Here is a 16,284-nt window from a genome sequence, read left to right on the forward strand (position 1 = left end):
TTCATGATCCGTCAGGGGCGGAGTCAGCGGCAGGGTCGGGAGCGGGGTCCTTCTTCGCCCTGCTCGGCTGGACCCTCTTCGGTTCCCCCGGCATCTTCGGGTACTCCGGCGGATACGGCAGATCGCCCAGCCCGTGGTCGTGTTCGTCGCGCCGGGCCAGTTCGAGGAGGGCGTCCAGGGAGTAGCGGTGGTCGTCCATGTCCGCGTGCACATCGCCGAGTTGGGCGAACCGGGCCGGCATCGTCGCGAGGTCGAAGTCGCGGGGGTGCGCGGTGCCGACCTCGTCCCAGCGCAGGGGGGCCGAGACGGGGGCGTGCGGGCGGGGTCGTACGGAATAGGCGGAGGCGATGGTGCGGTCGCGGGCGGTCTGGTTGTAGTCGACGAAGATGCGCTCGCCGCGCTCCTCCTTCCACCACTTGATCGTCACCTGGTCGGGCATCCGGCGTTCCAGTTCGCGGCCGACCGCGATGGCCGCGCGACGGACCTGGGTGAAGCTCCAGCGCGGTTCGATGGGTACGAAGACATGCAGGCCGCGCCCGCCGGAGGTCTTGGGGAAGCCCTGCAGACCGCCGAACTCGTCGAGTACGGCGCGGAGTTCGTGGGCGGCGCGGACCGCGTCGTCGTAGTCGGTGCCGGGCTGCGGGTCGAGGTCGATGCGGAGTTCGTCGGGGCTGTCGACGTCGTCGCGGCGTACCGGCCAGGGGTGGAAGGTGAGCGTGCCGTACTGGGCGGCCCACAGCACGGCGGCCTGTTCGGTCGGGCACATCTCGTCGGCGCTGCGTCCGCTGGGGAAGGTGATGTGGGCGGTCGGGATCCAGTCGGGCATGTTCTTGGGCGCCCGCTTCTGGAAGAAGTTCTCGCCCTCGACCCCGTCCGGATAGCGCTCCAGGGTGGTGGGGCGGTCGCGCAGAGCACGGAGGATTCCGGGGCCGACCGCGATGTAGTACCGGGCGAGGTCCAGCTTCGTGAAGCCGCGCTCCGGGAAGAAGATCTTGCCTGGGCTGGACAGCCGTACGGTCCGGCCGCCCGCCTCCAGTTCCACCGCTTCGCCCATGCGAGCCACCGTAGGCCCGGCTCGCAAACATCGCATACCGGGCGGCAAGCGACGTACGAGAGCAGAATCGGGAGCATGGATCTGCCGGTGATGCCGCCCGTGAAGCCCATGCTCGCCAAGTCGGTGGCGAGGATCCCGCCGGGCATGCACTACGAGGCGAAGTGGGACGGCTTCCGGGCGATCGTGTTCCGGGATGGGGCCGAGGTCGAGCTGGGCAGCCGTACCGGAAAGCCGTTGACCAGGTATTTTCCCGAACTGGTCGAGGCGCTGAAGGAGCGGGTCCCGGAGCGGTGCGTGCTGGACGGCGAGATCGTGATCGCCCGGGACGGACGGCTCGACTTCGACGCGCTGACCGAGCGCATCCACCCGGCCGAGTCCCGGGTGCGGACGCTGGCCGAGCGGACGCCGGCCTCCTTCGTCGCGTTCGACCTGCTGGCCCTGGCCGACGAGTCGCTGCTGGACGTGCCGCTCGGCGACCGCCGCGCGCTCCTCGAACGGGCGCTGTACGGCGTGACCGCACCCGTGCATCTGGCGCCCGCGACCACCGATATCGAGGTGGCGCAGCGGTGGTTCCAGCAGTACGAGGGCGCCGGGCTCGACGGTGTCGTGGCGAAGCCGCTGGACCTGCGCTATCGCCAGGACGAGCGCGCGATGTTCAAGATCAAGCACGAGCGGACCGCGGACGCCGTCGTGGCCGGTTACCGCCTCCACAAGAGCGGGCCCGTCGTGGGCTCGCTCCTTCTGGGTCTCTACGACGAGCAGGGCGCCCTGCAACACGTGGGGGTGTCCGCCGCCTTCACCATGAAGCGGCGCGCCGAGCTCATCGAGGAACTCGCGCCCCTGCGCATGGACGACCCGACCGGGCATCCGTGGGCGGCCTGGGCGGAGGAGGCCGCGCACGAGACGGCACAGCTGCCGGGTGCACCGAGCCGCTGGTCCGGCAAGAAGGACCTCTCCTGGGTACCGCTGAGGCCGGAGCGGGTGGCCGAGGTGGCGTACGACCACATGGAGAACGGCGCGCGCTTCCGGCACACGGCGCGTTTCCGCCGCTGGCGCCCCGACCGCACGCCCGAGAGCTGCACGTACGCGCAGCTGGAGGAGCCGGTCCGCTACGACCTCGCGGAGATCCTCGGTCCGCCGGACTGACCCCTTCCGGATCTTCCGGTGGGCCGATCGGCCCATTCAGCGCGCACAAACACAACCGAGCGGGTATGGCCATCAATGAACTTATAAGCGCACAATCGAAAACACAGACTTGGTGGCAACGGTGGGCATGGGACAGAGGGCGCCCCAGCGGCGCGGCGCGAGAAGAGCGGCGCTGCTGGCCGCCACGATGATGGCCTCCCTGGCGGTGGGCTGCACGGCACATCACGGCAGCCCCGTCGACGACGGACGCGGACAGAGCCGGCCCCCTGCACAGACCCCGGCCCAGAGCCCGAGCGCCGGTGGCACGGTCGCCCCCGCCGCCGGTCCGCTGCTCGCCGTGAAGATCGACAACGTGCCCGCGGCCCGCCCGCAGACGGGACTGGACTCGGCGGACATCGTGTACGCGGAGCAGGTCGAGGGCGGGCTGAGCCGGCTGATGGCGGTGTTCGCCACCAAGCTGCCCAAGTCCGTCGGCCCGGTGCGCAGCGCCCGCGTCTCCGACCTGGAGCTGCTGCGCCAGTTCGACGAGCCGACGCTCGCCTTCTCCGGGGCACAGCACAAGCTGTTGCCGCTGATCGCCAAGGCCCCGCTGCGATCAGCGTCTCCGGACGAGGTGTCCAGTGCCTACTACCGGGGCGTCGACAAGTCCGCCCCGCACAACCTCTACCTCCACCCGAACAAGCTGCTCTCCTCCGCCCCGGGCGCGGCGGCCCTGACCACCGGTTTCCACTACGGCGCGGCCCCTACGGGCGGCAAGCCCACGGCCTCCCGCACCGTGCGTTACCCGGCGGCCCGCTTCACCTTCACCTGGTCCGGGAGCAAGCACCGCTGGCAGGTCAGCGAGGACGGCACGCCCACCGTGCTGACCAACGGCAAGCGGGTCGCCCCGGCGACGGTCGTCGTGCAGTACGTCAAGATCCGCAAGTCCAAGTACCACGACGTCCTCGGCAACAACACGCCCTACACGGAGACCGTCGGCTCGGGGAAGGCGGACGTCCTGCGGGACGGCCGTACGTACAGCGTCGACTGGAAGCGACAGAAGGCCACGGACGGAACGGAGTTCACGACCTCGGACGGCAAGCCCATGAACTTCGCGAAGGGCCAGGTCTGGGTGGTGTTCGCGAAGTCCTGAACAAGGCTGGCCAAGGCGCGCCCCTTTAAGGGGCGCGGGGAACTGCGCGACCAGTCCCCACCGGCCCGCAGCAAAAAACGGCCCCCTATCGCTGTACGGCGACGGGCTCCGCAGGATTGCGGAGCCCTTCCGCCGCGTCCGAGACCCGCTGAATGAGCTCGAAGAAAACGCCCTGCTCCTCGGCAGAGAGCGGAGCCAGAAAAACCTGGTTCATCCGAGCCGTCCGCACGACGAGCTTGCGGTGAGTGCGCGTGCCGTCACCGGTGAGCCGTAGCAGAAATCGCCGCCCGTCCTGCGGATCACGCACTTTGTCGAGCAACCCGCGCCTGATCAGCCGACTGATCACCTCCGCGATGGTCGACCGGTCCAGGCCCACCCGCTCCCCCACCGTCCGCTGGTCGAGCCCCGGCTCCTCGGCGAGCGCGTTGAGCACCGCGAACTGCGGGGAGGTGATCTCCTCGGAGACCATGGTGTTCCACAGCAGATAGTGCGCCTGCTGGAGTCGCCGGGCGAGGTGCCCGGGGTGGGTGGTGAGGTCCACCGCGGCCATGTGCCCTCCCGAAGTCGAATTCATCCGTGCACTGAACGATACCGGGAGGCCCTACGGCCGAGTCCAGCCTTGCGTACCGACCTGTCTCCGTACTTGACCTCGTACTTCTCTGAGGTCTTGACGGGGAGCCCCCACAGTGACAGCGTGAAGGAAACTTCACCGAAATGCTCAGTGCCCTGATGAACTGCGATGAACCGCTCACCGGGCGCTCGAACGGGACGGAGCTTCACGGATGGACAAGGTGGTCGCCACAGCCGACGAGGCCGTGGCCGATGTGCCGGACGGAGCGACACTCGCGGTCGGCGGCTTCGGGCTGAGCGGTGTGCCGAACGTACTGATCCAGGCCCTGTACGAGCGCGGGACGACCGGCCTGGGCGTGGTCTCCAACAACTGCGGTGCGCTGGAGTCCGGCCTCGCGGTGCTGCTGGCCGCCGGGCGGATCGCGCGGGTGACCGGCTCCTACATCGGCGCCAACAAGGAGTTCGCCCGCCAGTATCTCGCCGGGGAACTGGAGGTCGAGATGATCCCCCAGGGCACGCTGGCCGAGCGGCTGCGGGCCGGTGGGGCGGGGATTCCCGCCTTCTACACCCCGGCAGGGGTCGGCACCCAGGTCGCCGAGGGCGGACTGCCCTGGCGCTACGACGGCTCGGGCGGCGTCACGCTCGCCTCGCCGCCGAAGGAGGTGCGGGAGTTCGACGGCACCGAGTACGTCCTGGAGCGCGGCATCCGCACCGACTTCGCGCTGGTCCGCGCCGCGAAGGGCGACCGGCACGGGAACCTCGTCTTCAACAAGTCCACCCGGAACTTCAACCCCCTCGCGGCGATGGCCGGCAAGGTGACGATCGCCGAGGTGGAGGAACTGGTCGAGCCCGGCGAGATCGACCCGGACGCGGTGCACCTGCCCGGGATCTTCGTGCAGCGGGTGGTGGCCCTCACCCCCGAGCAGGCCGCCGACAAGCGGATCGAGCAGCGAACGGTGACGGTGAGCGGCTGATGGCCTGGACAAGGGAAGAGATGGCCGCCCGCGCGGCCCGCGAACTTCAGGACGGGCAGTACGTCAATCTCGGCATCGGGCTGCCGACCCTGATCCCCAACTACCTCCCGCCGGGGGTGGAAGTGATCCTGGAGTCCGAGAACGGCATCCTGGGCACCGGCCCGTATCCGACCGAGGACCAGGTCGATCCGGATCTGATCAACGCCGGCAAGGAGACCGTGACAGTCCTGCCCGGGGCGTCCTTCTTCGACTCGGCGCTCTCCTTCGGGATGATCCGGGGCGGGCACATCGACGTCGCCGTGCTGGGCGCGATGCAGGTGTCGGCGGGCGGTGACCTGGCGAACTGGGCGATCCCCGGGAAGATGATCACCGGGATCGGCGGGGCGATGGACCTCGTGCACGGTGCTCGCACGGTCATCGTCGTGATGACCCATGTGGCCAAGGACGGCTCCCCGAAGATCCTCGCGGAGTGCGCGCTGCCGCTCACAGGCAAAGCGTGTGTGAACCGAGTCATCACCGACCTCGGCGTGATCGACGTGTCGCCCGAAGGTCTCGTGTTGATCGAGACCGCGCCCGGTGTGAGTGTCGAGGAGATCGTCGCCAAGACCGACGCGAAACTCACCGTCACGGAAGGCCTGCTGTGAACACGGTTTACATCGTCGACGCCGTCCGCACCCCCATCGGCAGGTACAGCGGAGGGCTCGCCTCCGTCCGCCCGGACGACCTCGCCGCCCACGCCATCCGTGAACTCCTCGCCCGCACCCCGGACTTGGACCCGTCCCGCATCGAGGACGTCTACTTCGGCAACGCGAACGGCGCCGGCGAGGAGAACCGCAACGTCGGCCGCATGGCAGGCCTCCTCGCGGGCCTGCCCACCTCGGTGCCGGGTGTCACGGTCAACCGGCTGTGCGCCTCCGGCCTCGAAGCGGTCATCCAGGCGGCCCGCGCGATCGCGGTCGGGGACGCCTCCATCGCCGTAGCGGGCGGGGTCGAATCGATGACCCGGGCGCCGTACGTGCTGCCGAAGTCGGACCGGCCCTTCCCTGCCGGGCACACCGAGTTGTACTCGACCACGCTCGGCTGGCGCATGGTCAATCCGGCCATGAACCCGGAGTGGACCATCCCGCTCGGTGAGAGCGCGGAGTTGATCGCCGACAAGCACAAGATCGGCCGTGAGCAGCAGGACGAGTTCGCGCTCGCGAGTCACCGGAAGGCGGCGGAGGCGCAGGCCGCGGGGCTCTTCGACGCGGAGATCGCGCCCGTCTCCATCCCGCAGCGAAAGGGCGATCCGGTCGTCTTCGGCGCCGACGAGTCGGTACGGGCGGACGCGTCCCTCGCCGCCATGGCCAAGCTGAAGCCGTCGTTCCGAACGGAGAACGGGACGGTGACCGCGGGCAACGCGTCGCCGCTCAACGACGGTGCCGCGGCTCTGTTGTTGGTGGACGAGGAAGGGCTCAAGGCGACCGGCCGTCAGCCCCTGGCCCGGGTCTCCGCGACCGGTGTCTCGGCGATCGACCCGCAGTACTTCGGACTCGCCCCCGTGGAAGCCGTCAACCGCGCACTCACCAAGGCGGGCAAGGGATTTGACGACCTGTCAGTCCTCGAACTGAACGAGGCCTTCGCCGCGCAGGTGCTCGGATGTGTCGCCGAGTGGCCCGAGTTCGACCCCGCGATCCTCAACCCCCGGGGCGGTGCCATCGCTCTCGGCCACCCGCTCGGCGCCTCCGGTGCCCGGCTCGCCGGTACCGTCGCCCACCAACTCGCCCGCAAGGGCACGGGAGTTGGCGTCGCCACGCTCTGCATCGGCGTGGGCCAGGGCCTGGCCCTGGTCCTCGAACGCTAGGAACCCGAACGGCAGGAACTCGAACGGCAGGAACCCCCATGGCTCTCACCCAGCACGACATCGACCTCGAAATAGCGGCCGAGCACGCGACGTACGAGAAGCGGGTCGCCGACGGCGCGCCGGTCGAGCACCACCCGCGCCGCGACTACGCCCCCTACCGCTCCTCGCTGCTCCGCCACCCGAAACAGCCGCCGGTCACCATCGACGTCTCGAAGGACCCGGAGCTGGTGGAGCTGGCCTCCCCCGCCTTCGGCGAGCGGGACATCACGGAGATCGACAACGACCTCACCCGGCAGCACAACGGGGAGCCGATCGGTGAGCGGATCACCGTCTCCGGGCGGCTGTTGGACCGGGACGGGCGGCCGATCCGCGGTCAGTTGGTGGAGATCTGGCAGGCGAACTCGGCCGGCCGCTACGCGCACCAGCGCGAGCAGCACGACGCCCCGCTGGACCCCAACTTCACCGGCGTGGGCCGCACGTTGACCGACGACGAGGGCAACTACCGCTTCACCACCGTCCAGCCGGGCCCCTACCCCTGGCGCAACCACGTCAACGCCTGGCGCCCGGCGCACATCCACTTCTCGATGTTCGGCACGGCGTTCACCCAACGGCTCGTGACGCAGATGTACTTCCCGAGCGACCCGCTGTTCCCGTACGACCCGATCATCCAGTCGGTGACGGACGACGCGGCCCGGCAGCGCCTCGTCGCGACGTACGACCACAGCCTGTCGGTGCCCGAGTTCTCGATGGGCTACCACTGGGACATCGTGCTCGACGGCCCGCACGCCACCTGGATCGAAGAAGGACGCTGACCCGCCATGACGAAGATCGACACGAGCCGTCCGGAGTCCGTGCTGCCGACCCCCTCGCACACGGTCGGCCCCTTCTACGGCTACGCGCTGCCGTTCCCCGGCGGCGGTGACATCGCGCCGGTCGGGCACCCGGACACGATCACCGTCCAGGGGTACGTCTACGACGGCGAGGGCAAGCCGCTGCCGGACGCCTTCGTCGAGTTGTGGGGCCCCGACCCCGAGGGCAACGTCTCCACGACCGACGGCTCGATCCGGCGCGACCCGGCCGGCGGCGGCTATCTCGGCCGCAACGGCGTGGAGTTCACCGGCTGGGGCCGCATCCAGACCGACGCCAACGGCCACTGGTACGCACGGACACTGCGACCGGGCGCGCGCGGCCGGAGCGCCCCGTACCTCTCCGCATGCGTCTTCGCGCGCGGACTGCTGGTGCACCTCTTCACCCGGATCTACCTCCCGGGCGACAAGGCCGCGCTCGCCGCGGACCCGCTGCTGTCCGGGCTGGACGCGGCGCGGCGCGACACGCTGATCGCGCAGGACGACGGCAAGGGCACATACCGTTTCGACATCCGCCTTCAGGGCGAAGGCGAAACGGTCTTCCTGGAGTTCCAGTGACAGCTGCCGACCCGTCGTCGGACACCGGTCTGCTCGCCCCCGGGTGGGCCGGCTCCCCCGCCGCGTCCGCGACGAGCGACTCCGCGTACCTACGGGCGCTGCTCGACGCGGAGGCCGCGCTCACCCGCGCCCAGGCCGCCCTGGGTCTCGCACCCGCCGAGGCGGCGACGGCGGTGACGGCCGCGGCGGACCCGGACCGCTTCGAAGTACGGTCCCTCGTGGAACGGTCCAGAACCGGCGGGAACCCGGTGATCCCGCTGGTAGCGGACCTGACGAAGGCGGTCGGCGGGGAGTACGGCCCGTACGTCCACCGGGGCGCGACCAGCCAGGACATCATGGACACGGCGACGATGCTGGTCGCGTCCCGCACCCTGCACCTGGTCCTGACCGACCTGGCCCGTACGGAGCGTGCGCTGTCGGGGCTGGCCGCCACCCACCGGGACACCGCGATGCCGGGCCGGACCCTCACCCAGCACGCCGTACCGACGACCTTCGGGCTGAAGGCCGCCGGGTGGCGGTCGCTGGTGCTCGACGCACGGGATCGCGTACGGGTCGTACGGAGCGCGCTGCCCGTCCAACTCGGGGGCGCGGCAGGCACGTTGGCCGCCTTCACCGCGTACGGCGCCGAGGACGCGCTCGCGCTGCCGGACGCCTACGCCCGTGAACTCGGCCTGGCGGTACCGTTGTTGCCGTGGCACACCCTTCGTACGCCGATCGCCGATCTCGCCGGGTGCCTGGCCTTCGCGGCGGGGGCGCTGGGCAAGGTCGCCGCCGATGTGCTCGTCCTGTGCCGTACGGAGATCGCCGAGGTCTCGGAGGGCAGCGGCGGGGGTTCGTCGGCCATGCCGCACAAGGCGAATCCCGTACGGTCCACGCTGATCGCCGCCGCCGCGCGCCGGGCGCCGCAGCTCGCGGCCGTTCTCTACGGCTCGTTGGTCGCCGAGGACGAGCGGCCGGCCGGGGCCTGGCACGCCGAGTGGGAGCCGTTGCGGGAGCTGCTGCGGCTGGTCGGCGGGGCGGCGCGCGATGCCGCCGAGCTGACCGAGGGGCTGCGGGTGCACCCGGACGTGATGCGTCAACACCTGGATCTCACCCATGGGTTGATCGTCTCCGAGCGACTGTCGGCCGAGCTGGCACCGCTGCTCGGACGGGCCCGGGCGAAGGAACTGCTCACGGAGGTCGCCCGGCGTACGTACGCGGAGGGCCGTCCACTGGCCGAACTGCTTGCCGGGGAGCCGGAGTTGAAGGACCTCGACCTCTCCGCGCTGACCGATCCCGCCCGTTACACTGGTTCCGCCGGAGCCCTCACCGACCGTGCGTTGGAGCGACGTTGACCGAGAAACTCCTCAACTTCCGTGCCGAGGGGCCCGATTCCGCTCCCCCGCTGCTGCTCGGGCCCTCGCTGGGCACGTCGTACGCACTGTGGGACAAGGTCGCACCCGAACTGTCCGTCACCCACCGGGTGATCCGCTGGGACCTGCCTGGGCACGGCGGTTCGGCGCCCGGGCTGATCGGTCCCGGGGCGACCGTCGGGGACCTCGCGAACCTTGTGCTCGCGCTCGCCGACTCCCTCGGGATCGAGCAATTCGCCTACGCGGGCGTGTCGTTGGGCGGTGCGGTCGGGCTGCATCTCGCGGTGCATCACCCCGAGCGGGTCGCGTCGCTCGCCGTCATCTGTTCCTCGGCGCACTTCAACGGGGCGAAGCCTTGGGAGGAACGGGCCGCGCGGGTACGGAGCGAGGGCGTGGGGTGGCTGGTGGAGAACGCCGACTCCCGTTGGTTCACGCCCGGGTTCACCGTCCCGGAGCTGGTCGCCGACCAGGGTGACGTAGACCCGGGCGCGTACGCCGCGTGCTGTGACGCGCTGGCCGCGTACGACCTGCGTGAGCGGCTGCCCGAGATCAGCGCGCGGACGTTGGTGATCGCGGGGCGCGAGGACCCGGCGACGCCGCCGGCGCATCTGCGGGAGATCGCGGACGCGGTGCCGGGCTCGGCCCTCGTCGAGATTCCGGGCGCTTCCCATCTGGCGGTCGCGCAGTGCCCGGTGGCTGTTCTGACGGCGTTGCGGGCGCATCTCGGGGGCGGGGCGAAGCGGGGGATGGAGGTGCGGCGAGAAGTGCTCGGTGATGTCCATGTGGACCGGGCGCAGGCTCGGCAGACGCCGTTCACCGCGCGGTTCCAGGACTTCATCTCGCGGTATGCGTGGGGGGAGATCTGGACCGACCCGACGCTGTCCCGGCGCGAGCGGAGCATGGTCACGCTGACGGCGTTGGTTGCACATGGGCACTACGACGAGTTGGCCATGCATGTTCGGGCGGCTCGGCGTAATGGGCTTACGGCGGAGGAGATCGGGGCCGTGTTGTTGCAGTGTGCGGTGTATTGCGGCGTGCCTGCGGCGAACTCGGCGTTTGCTGTGGCGCAGCGGGTGTTGTCGGAAGAGGGCGACTAAGGGTGTGGGGGTGCCTGTTGTGCGTCGGCTGCGGCTGCGTCGTGGCTGGTCGCGCAGTTCCCCGCGCCCCTTAAAGACGCAGGCCAGCCCAAGTTTTTAGCGCGCGGGGAACTGCGCGAGCCTGAAAAATGCAGGCCGACCCAAGTTCCTAGGGCGAGGGGAACTGCGCGCCCTTCAAAAACGCAGGCCGACCCATGTCTCTAGCGGTACGAGGAGAGGAAGTGCGCGCGCCTTAAAACACAGGCCAGCCCACGCTTTTAGGGGCACGAGAAACCGCGCGGGCCTCAAAACGCAGGCCAGCCCATGCTTTTTAGGGGCGCGGGGAACTGCGCGCCCAGCCCCCACCGGCCCGCAGCCGAACGACGACTCAGCGCAAGCCCCTCCCCGTCTCCAACACCTCCCGCGCCTGATTCACCAAGCCGTCGGCCCCGCACGCACGCGCCAGCGTCAAACCCCTGTTGATCTCCGCCACCGACCGCGCAGCGATCCCGTACTCGACCCGCGCCGCCGCATGCTCGTACTGGCACGGCGATGACTCCAGGTAAGCGACAGCCTGCGCCGCGAGGCGTACCGCACGCTGCCCCGTTTCCAGGGCCGCGGCACAGCGAAGGGCCTCGCCGATCGCCGTGTCCGTGCCGAAGTGTTCGGCCTGCCGGCGGGCGTCCGTGGCGAGTTGGGCCGCGCGGGTCGGGTCCTCGACGGCGAGGGCCCGGGCGAGGTCGACGGCCCAGGGAACCATCACCGGGTTGTGGTGGCCGCGTACGGTCGCCGCCTTCGCGGCCTGTTCCAGTTCGTTGATGCCGTCCTTCGTGTTGCCGACGGCGAGCAGGAGCCGGCCACGCACACAGCGCGGGTCGGGCAGCACGATGGTGGACGGGTACGGCGGGCTGAAGCCGTACTGTTCGGCGATCGCCCAGGCCTCCTCGACATGGCCGCGAGCGAGCAGCGTGTCGACCAGGTTGCAGGTGGCCGACCAGTACAGGGGCAGTCCGCGGCCGACACGCTCGGCGAGGCGCAGGGACTCGCGCAGCGAGAGCTCGGCCTCGCGGAGACGGCCGCGCCTGCGGTGGCCGAGGCCGACGTAGGCGTGTGCCAGGGAGAGGTGACCGCCGCTCCAGCCGGCGGTCACATAGGCGCTCAGGGCTTCGTTGTAGAGGCTCTCCGCGCGGTCCAGGCGGTCCGTGTAGGCGTACGCACTGGCCAGCATCATGAGGATCTCCAGGCCCCACTCGGTGTCGGTCCAGCCGAGTCCGGGGGCGAGCCGTCCGTTGACGAGGGCGCGGTCGCAGACCTCGACGACCTCCTCGGCGTTCTCGCCGTGGGTCATGGCGTCGAAGCCGCGCAGGATCAGCAGGGCCCGCTCGGAGTTGTCCCGGCCGGTGCAGGTGCCGGCGAGTGCGGCGAGCCGCTCGGAGCGTCCCGGGGAGGTGCCCTCGCCCGCGTGGATGCCCTCCCACATGAACTGCACGGCCTGGAGCCGCATCCGGGCGGCGCCCGGTTCGTACCGGGCGGCCTCCTCCTCGACGGTGCGGACGGCCTCCTCCAGCTGGTCGTTGTGGGTCAGCGCCTGGGACAGCCGGAAAACGGCGTCCACGCGTGCGTGGCCGTCGAGGCCGGGCATGCCGAGGGCGGTCTGGAGGTGGCCGATGGTGGTGGCGGGCGCGGTGAGGAGGGTGGCGCAGCCGAGTTCGTAGAGCACGTGCGCGTGGGTCTCGGCGAGCGGCGGCTCCACGAGGGCGCGCTCCAGACAGCGGCGGGCTGCGTCGGGGGCGCCGATGGAGAGGTGTTCGCGGGCCGCCTCGCGCAGCTGCTCGACGAGTTCCTGGTCGTCCTCCGGATGCACCTTGAGGAGGTGCCGTGAGGCGGCGGCCGCGCCGTGCCCGGAGTCGGTGACGACCTGGGCGGCGATGCCGTGCATGGCTGTGCGCACACCGTCCGGGATGGAGTCGTAGACGTCGCTCGCGATCAGCGGGTGGACGAACTCCAGCTCGCCCGCGCCGGCCTGGGACGCGGCGGGGTCGGGCGCGGTGAGGATGCGGTCGGTGCGCAGCAACTCGGCGCAGCGGACCGCCTCGTCGCGTTTCATGGTGGCGAGCTTGGCGACCAGGTCCACGGAGATGCCGGTGCCGAGGATGGCGGCGGCCCAGGCGAACCGGGTGGCCTCGAAGCCCAGGTCGTCCAGGCGGGCGAGGAGTCCGCCGCCGCGCGCGGAGCGGTTGAGCTCGCGCAGTTCGGCGGCCGACTCCTCGACGGGGGCGAGGCCGCTGTCCTTGACCTTGGCTAGGAGTTCGACGGTCTCGTACGGGTTGCCGTCGGTGACCGCCCACACCTCGCGGCAGAACGCGCCGTCGGCGTGCGGGCCGAGGGTGGCGCGGGTGAGGCCCGCGGTGGCCCTCGGGGTGAGCGATTCCAGGACGGTGGCCGGCGGGCCGGCCGCGGCGGCGATCGCGTCCAGGTAGCGGGCGCTCTCGCCGCTGACCTCGCCGGGCCTGCGGGCGACCACGAGCAGGACGGAGAGGTCGTCGAGCCGTTCGGCGAACGCGGCGAGCCAGCGCAGGGTCTCCTGGTCGGCCCAGTGGGCGTCGTCGACCAGCAGGACCAGCGGCCAGTGGCGCTTGGCGAGACGGCGTACCGCGGCCACCAGACCGTCGCACACGCCCTGCGGGTCGGGCTGCCGCTCGCCGGGTTCGGTGACGCCGAGGGCGGGGCCCGCGATGTCGTACCAGTCGCCGAGGTACTCGCGGATCTCCTCGGGCATCAGCGTGAGGAGCGCGGGTTGCAGCAACTGCCGTACGACGTTGAAGGGGACGGACCTGAGGGTCTCGCCGCCGCGGACGTGCCAGACCGCGCAGCCGTGCGCCTTGGCGATGCGGCGGGTCTCGGTCAGCAGCGCGGTCTTGCCGAACCCGGCCTCACCCCGGACCATCAGCAGGCTGCCCGAGGAGGACTCGTCGGCACGCAGGGCGGCGATCGCCTCCGCCACACCCTCGACTTCCTCCTCCCGCTCCCACAGGGAGGCCGAGGCTGCTCCTGGAGACCGTTCCTCCGTCATCCCGATACCTCCCCAGTAGCCCGAACGACGTACAGCCCTTGAGCGTAGCCGTCCGGATGCCGAAGTGGAGGCCGGTCCGGGGAGCTGTTGCCGCAACGGGTGACGGGTCTTTTTCAGCAGGGCCGATGTAGGTGACGAACGGTCAAGAGGCGCTGAAATGAAGGTGTTTTCCGATCAGTCCCGACCCGTCCCGAACAGGCCTGCGGTACGGGCTCTGGTCGCCGGGTCGGTGGGCAATTTCATCGAGTGGTACGAGTTCGGTGTCTACGGCTACTTCGCGACGGTGATCGCGGCGCGGTTCTTCACCCCGGAGGGCGCCGGCGCGGCCGAGGGGCTGGTGCGGACGTACGCCTCGTTCGCGCTGGCGTTCTTCTTCCGGCCGGTCGGCGCCGCCCTGTTCGGCCGGCTCGGTGACCGGGTGGGGCGGCGGCCGGTGCTGATCCTGGTGATCGCGCTGATGACCGGTGCGACGACGCTGATCGGTGTGCTGCCGACGTACGCGACGGTCGGCGCCCTCGCGCCCTGGCTGCTCACGTTTCTGAGGGTCCTTCAGGGACTGTCCGCGGGTGGGGAGTTCGGGGGTGCGGTGGCGCTGCTGACGGAGTTCGCGCCGCCGGGGCGGCGAGGACTGTACGGGGCGTGGCAGTCGTTCACCGTGGCGCTGGGGCTGTTGGGCGGGGCGGGGGTCGCGGCGCTGCTGGCGACCGTGCTCGACGCGGGTCAACTGGCCGACTGGGGCTGGCGGTTGGCGTTCCTGCTGACGCTGCCGATGGGGCTCGGCGCACTGTGGCTCCGACTGCGGCTGGACGAGACGCCGTCGTTCCGGAGCGAGCGGGTGGGGCAGGTGGTGGTGCTGGCGCGTGAGGTGTGTGCGGCGATCGCGCTGGGCGCGGGGCGGGTGATGGGGTGGGCGGCGGCCGGTTACACCTTCCTGGTGGTGCTGCCGTCGTATCTGCAGAGCACGCTGGACGCGAGCTTCCAACAGGCGCTGTTGGCCACGGTGTTGGCCAATGTCGGGTTCGCGGTCACCATCCTTCCGGCCGGGCTGCTGAGCGACCGGGTGGGGCGGCGTCCGGTGATGCTGGCGGGGGCGGTGCTGGTGGTGGCCCTGTCCGTGCCGCTGCTCAACCTCCTTCAGGATGACGGGACTTCGAACTCCGTGAAGGGGGCGTGGGTGTTCGGGGCGGGTGCGGTGGTGGGGCTGATGGCGGGACCGGGCCCGGCGATGCTCTCGGAGATGTTCCCGACGAGCGTGCGGTACACCGGTCTGGGACTCGCCTACGCCCTGTCCAATGCCGTCTTCTCGGGGTGTGCCGGGCTCATCATCACCGAGAGCGTCGGGCGGACCGGGAACGTGGACATTCCCGCGTACTACGCGGCGGCGGCCTGCGCGGTGAGCGTGCTGGCGCTCGCGGTGACCAAGGCCCCGCCGGGGACGGCGAGTTGGGAGGAGATGGATGCGGATGCGGGTGATCGGGCTGATGTCCGGGACGTCGTACGACGCGATCGACGCGGCGGCGGCCGACCTGGACCTCGTCGGTGACAGTGTCGTACTGGAGCCGCTCGGGATGGTGAGCGTGCCGTACGACGAGGAACTGCGGGAGGCGCTCGCCGCGGCGCTGCCACCGGCGGCCACCACACTGGCCGAGGTGTGCCGTCTCGACACCCTGATCGGGCAGGCCTTCGCCGCGGCGGCCGTCCGGGCGAACGCCGAACTGTGCGACGGGCAGGCCGAGTTGGTGGCCTCCCACGGGCAGACGGTCTACCACTGGGTGGAAAACGGTGCGGTGCGCGGCACGCTGCAGCTGGGGCAGCCGGCCTGGATCGCGGAGGCGACCGGACTGCCCGTGGTCGCCGACTTCCGACCGCGCGACATCGCCGCCGGGGGCCAGGGCGCGCCGCTGGTCAGCCTGTTCGACCTGCTGTGGCTGCGCGGCCGGCCGGGCACCCCGGTCGCGCTCAACCTCGGCGGGATCGCCAACCTCACCGCCCCCGACGGCACCGCCTTCGACACGGGACCGGCGTGCGCGCTGATCGACGCGGCGGCGCGCGGCTTCAGCGGCGGGCGTCTCGCCTACGACGCGGAGGGCGCCCTCGCGGCGCTTGGAACGGTCCACCAGCCGCTGTTGGAACGGCTGTCGAGCGAGCCGTACTACACGCTCCCCGCCCCGAAGTCGACCGGCAAGGAGCTGTTCCACCTCGGCTATCTCCAGGACGCGCTGGCCGGCCTGGGCACGCTGCCCGCCGAGAACGTCATCGCGACGCTCACCCTGCTCACGGCCCGTACGGTCGCGGACGCGGTCCGCTCGGTGGCCGCGACGGAGGTCATCGCCTCGGGCGGCGGCACCCGCAACCCGGTCCTGATGACCCTGCTCGCCACCGAACTCCCCGGCGTCCCCCTCCGCACCTGCGACGAACTGGGCCTCCCGTCCCCCGCGAAGGAGGCATACGCCTTCGCCCTCCTCGGCTTCCTGACAGCACACGGCCTCCCTGGCACAACCCCGACAAGCACCGGCGCCCACCATCCGAGCGTCCTCGGCTCGCTGACACCGGGGCGACGGGGCCTGCGGTTGCCTCCGGCGGCTGAACAGGGGCCGGTGCGGCTGGTGTTGGGGTGAGCGGGCGGGGTGGAGGAGTGGG

General features: G+C 70.9%; 14 protein-coding genes. 11 read left to right on the forward strand and 3 right to left on the reverse strand.

From position 1 onward, the window contains the following. Window position 1: 1 nt before the first annotated feature. Window positions 2–1,054, reverse strand: a complete 1,053-nt coding sequence (ligD, locus tag SPR02S_RS20605) for a non-homologous end-joining DNA ligase (RefSeq protein WP_019058886.1) — start codon at window positions 1,052–1,054, stop codon at window positions 2–4. A gap of 75 nt (window positions 1,055–1,129) precedes the next feature. Here ligD and SPR02S_RS20610 point away from each other — a divergent pair, with 75 nt between their 5' ends. Together SPR02S_RS20610 and SPR02S_RS20615 are read left to right on the forward strand one after the other, a co-directional pair. Next, window positions 1,130–2,200 (forward strand): ATP-dependent DNA ligase, encoded by a 1,071-nt coding sequence (locus SPR02S_RS20610; RefSeq protein WP_019058887.1) that lies wholly within the window; start codon window positions 1,130–1,132, stop codon window positions 2,198–2,200. Between the two features lie 127 nt (window positions 2,201–2,327). Further along, on the forward strand, window positions 2,328–3,332 hold the full coding sequence (locus tag SPR02S_RS20615; protein WP_026150725.1) for a DUF3048 domain-containing protein: 1,005 nt from the start codon (window positions 2,328–2,330) through the stop codon (window positions 3,330–3,332). Window positions 3,333–3,417: 85 nt separating this feature from the next. Here SPR02S_RS20615 and SPR02S_RS20620 read toward each other — a convergent pair whose 3' ends face one another. Beyond that, window positions 3,418–3,882 (reverse strand): MarR family winged helix-turn-helix transcriptional regulator, encoded by a 465-nt coding sequence (locus SPR02S_RS20620; protein ID WP_019058889.1) that lies wholly within the window; start codon window positions 3,880–3,882, stop codon window positions 3,418–3,420. A gap of 232 nt (window positions 3,883–4,114) precedes the next feature. Between SPR02S_RS20620 and SPR02S_RS20625 the strand changes: the two genes are divergently transcribed. From SPR02S_RS20625 to pcaDC, 7 genes are read left to right on the forward strand one after another with little or no spacing between them, the layout of a single operon-like run. Beyond that, complete coding sequence (locus SPR02S_RS20625) at window positions 4,115–4,876, forward strand: CoA transferase subunit A (protein WP_019058890.1); 762 nt, start codon at window positions 4,115–4,117, stop codon at window positions 4,874–4,876. Beyond that, the gene (locus tag SPR02S_RS20630; RefSeq protein ID WP_026150726.1) at window positions 4,876–5,520 is read left to right on the forward strand and encodes a CoA transferase subunit B; all 645 of its coding nucleotides are present in this window, start codon (window positions 4,876–4,878) and stop codon (window positions 5,518–5,520) included. Before SPR02S_RS20625 ends, SPR02S_RS20630 begins: the two co-directional genes overlap by 1 nt. Next, window positions 5,517–6,719, forward strand: a complete 1,203-nt coding sequence (locus tag SPR02S_RS20635; protein WP_019058892.1) for a thiolase family protein — start codon at window positions 5,517–5,519, stop codon at window positions 6,717–6,719. Before SPR02S_RS20630 ends, SPR02S_RS20635 begins: the two co-directional genes overlap by 4 nt. A gap of 38 nt (window positions 6,720–6,757) precedes the next feature. Next, window positions 6,758–7,531, forward strand: coding sequence for a protocatechuate 3,4-dioxygenase subunit beta (gene pcaH / locus SPR02S_RS20640; RefSeq protein ID WP_019058893.1), 774 nt, complete (start codon window positions 6,758–6,760; stop codon window positions 7,529–7,531). 6 nt (window positions 7,532–7,537) lie between these two features. After that, window positions 7,538–8,143 (forward strand): protocatechuate 3,4-dioxygenase subunit alpha, encoded by a 606-nt coding sequence (gene pcaG, locus SPR02S_RS20645; protein ID WP_019058894.1) that lies wholly within the window; start codon window positions 7,538–7,540, stop codon window positions 8,141–8,143. Further along, window positions 8,140–9,477, forward strand: coding sequence for a 3-carboxy-cis,cis-muconate cycloisomerase (gene pcaB, locus SPR02S_RS20650; protein ID WP_019058895.1), 1,338 nt, complete (start codon window positions 8,140–8,142; stop codon window positions 9,475–9,477). Before pcaG ends, pcaB begins: the two co-directional genes overlap by 4 nt. Next, a complete protein-coding gene (pcaDC, locus tag SPR02S_RS20655; RefSeq protein WP_019058896.1) occupies window positions 9,474–10,592 on the forward strand; it encodes a bifunctional 3-oxoadipate enol-lactonase/4-carboxymuconolactone decarboxylase PcaDC in 1,119 nt (372 codons plus the stop codon). Before pcaB ends, pcaDC begins: the two co-directional genes overlap by 4 nt. 367 nt (window positions 10,593–10,959) lie before the next feature. On the opposite strand, the gene SPR02S_RS20660 is transcribed toward pcaDC, so the two are convergent. Further along, a complete protein-coding gene (locus SPR02S_RS20660) occupies window positions 10,960–13,644 on the reverse strand; it encodes an ATP-binding protein (protein ID WP_019058897.1) in 2,685 nt (894 codons plus the stop codon). Window positions 13,645–13,801: 157 nt separating this feature from the next. Here SPR02S_RS20660 and SPR02S_RS20665 point away from each other — a divergent pair, with 157 nt between their 5' ends. Continuing rightward, window positions 13,802–15,187 carry an MFS transporter gene (locus SPR02S_RS20665; RefSeq protein ID WP_019058898.1) on the forward strand — a complete coding sequence of 462 codons (1,386 nt, stop codon included), beginning with the start codon at window positions 13,802–13,804 and terminating at the stop codon, window positions 15,185–15,187. Further along, window positions 15,108–16,262 carry an anhydro-N-acetylmuramic acid kinase gene (locus SPR02S_RS20670; RefSeq protein WP_026150727.1) on the forward strand — a complete coding sequence of 385 codons (1,155 nt, stop codon included), beginning with the start codon at window positions 15,108–15,110 and terminating at the stop codon, window positions 16,260–16,262. The genes SPR02S_RS20665 and SPR02S_RS20670 overlap by 80 nt, the downstream gene beginning before the upstream one ends. Window positions 16,263–16,284: the final 22 nt, after the last annotated feature.

This window comes from Streptomyces prunicolor NBRC 13075, assembly GCF_000367365.1.
GTDB classification, from domain to species: Bacteria; Actinomycetota; Actinomycetes; order Streptomycetales; family Streptomycetaceae; genus Streptomyces; species Streptomyces prunicolor.

Excerpts from the sequence above, each read along its gene's own strand:
- SPR02S_RS20615 (WP_026150725.1), top strand. The coding sequence starts at position 2,328 with ATGGGACAGAGGGCGCCCCAGCGGCGCGGCGCGAGAAGAGCGGCGCTG.
- SPR02S_RS20610 (WP_019058887.1), top strand. The coding sequence starts at position 1,130 with ATGGATCTGCCGGTGATGCCGCCCGTGAAGCCCATGCTCGCCAAGTCG.
- SPR02S_RS20670 (WP_026150727.1), top strand. The coding sequence starts at position 15,108 with ATGCGGGTGATCGGGCTGATGTCCGGGACGTCGTACGACGCGATCGAC.
- SPR02S_RS20625 (WP_019058890.1), top strand. The coding sequence starts at position 4,115 with ATGGACAAGGTGGTCGCCACAGCCGACGAGGCCGTGGCCGATGTGCCG.
- ligD (WP_019058886.1), bottom strand. The coding sequence starts at position 1,054 with ATGGGCGAAGCGGTGGAACTGGAGGCGGGCGGCCGGACCGTACGGCTG.
- pcaH (WP_019058893.1), top strand. The coding sequence starts at position 6,758 with ATGGCTCTCACCCAGCACGACATCGACCTCGAAATAGCGGCCGAGCAC.
- SPR02S_RS20665 (WP_019058898.1), top strand. The coding sequence starts at position 13,802 with ATGAAGGTGTTTTCCGATCAGTCCCGACCCGTCCCGAACAGGCCTGCG.
- SPR02S_RS20630 (WP_026150726.1), top strand. The coding sequence starts at position 4,876 with ATGGCCTGGACAAGGGAAGAGATGGCCGCCCGCGCGGCCCGCGAACTT.
- SPR02S_RS20620 (WP_019058889.1), bottom strand. The coding sequence starts at position 3,882 with ATGGCCGCGGTGGACCTCACCACCCACCCCGGGCACCTCGCCCGGCGA.
- pcaG (WP_019058894.1), top strand. The coding sequence starts at position 7,538 with ATGACGAAGATCGACACGAGCCGTCCGGAGTCCGTGCTGCCGACCCCC.
- SPR02S_RS20660 (WP_019058897.1), bottom strand. The coding sequence starts at position 13,644 with ATGACGGAGGAACGGTCTCCAGGAGCAGCCTCGGCCTCCCTGTGGGAG.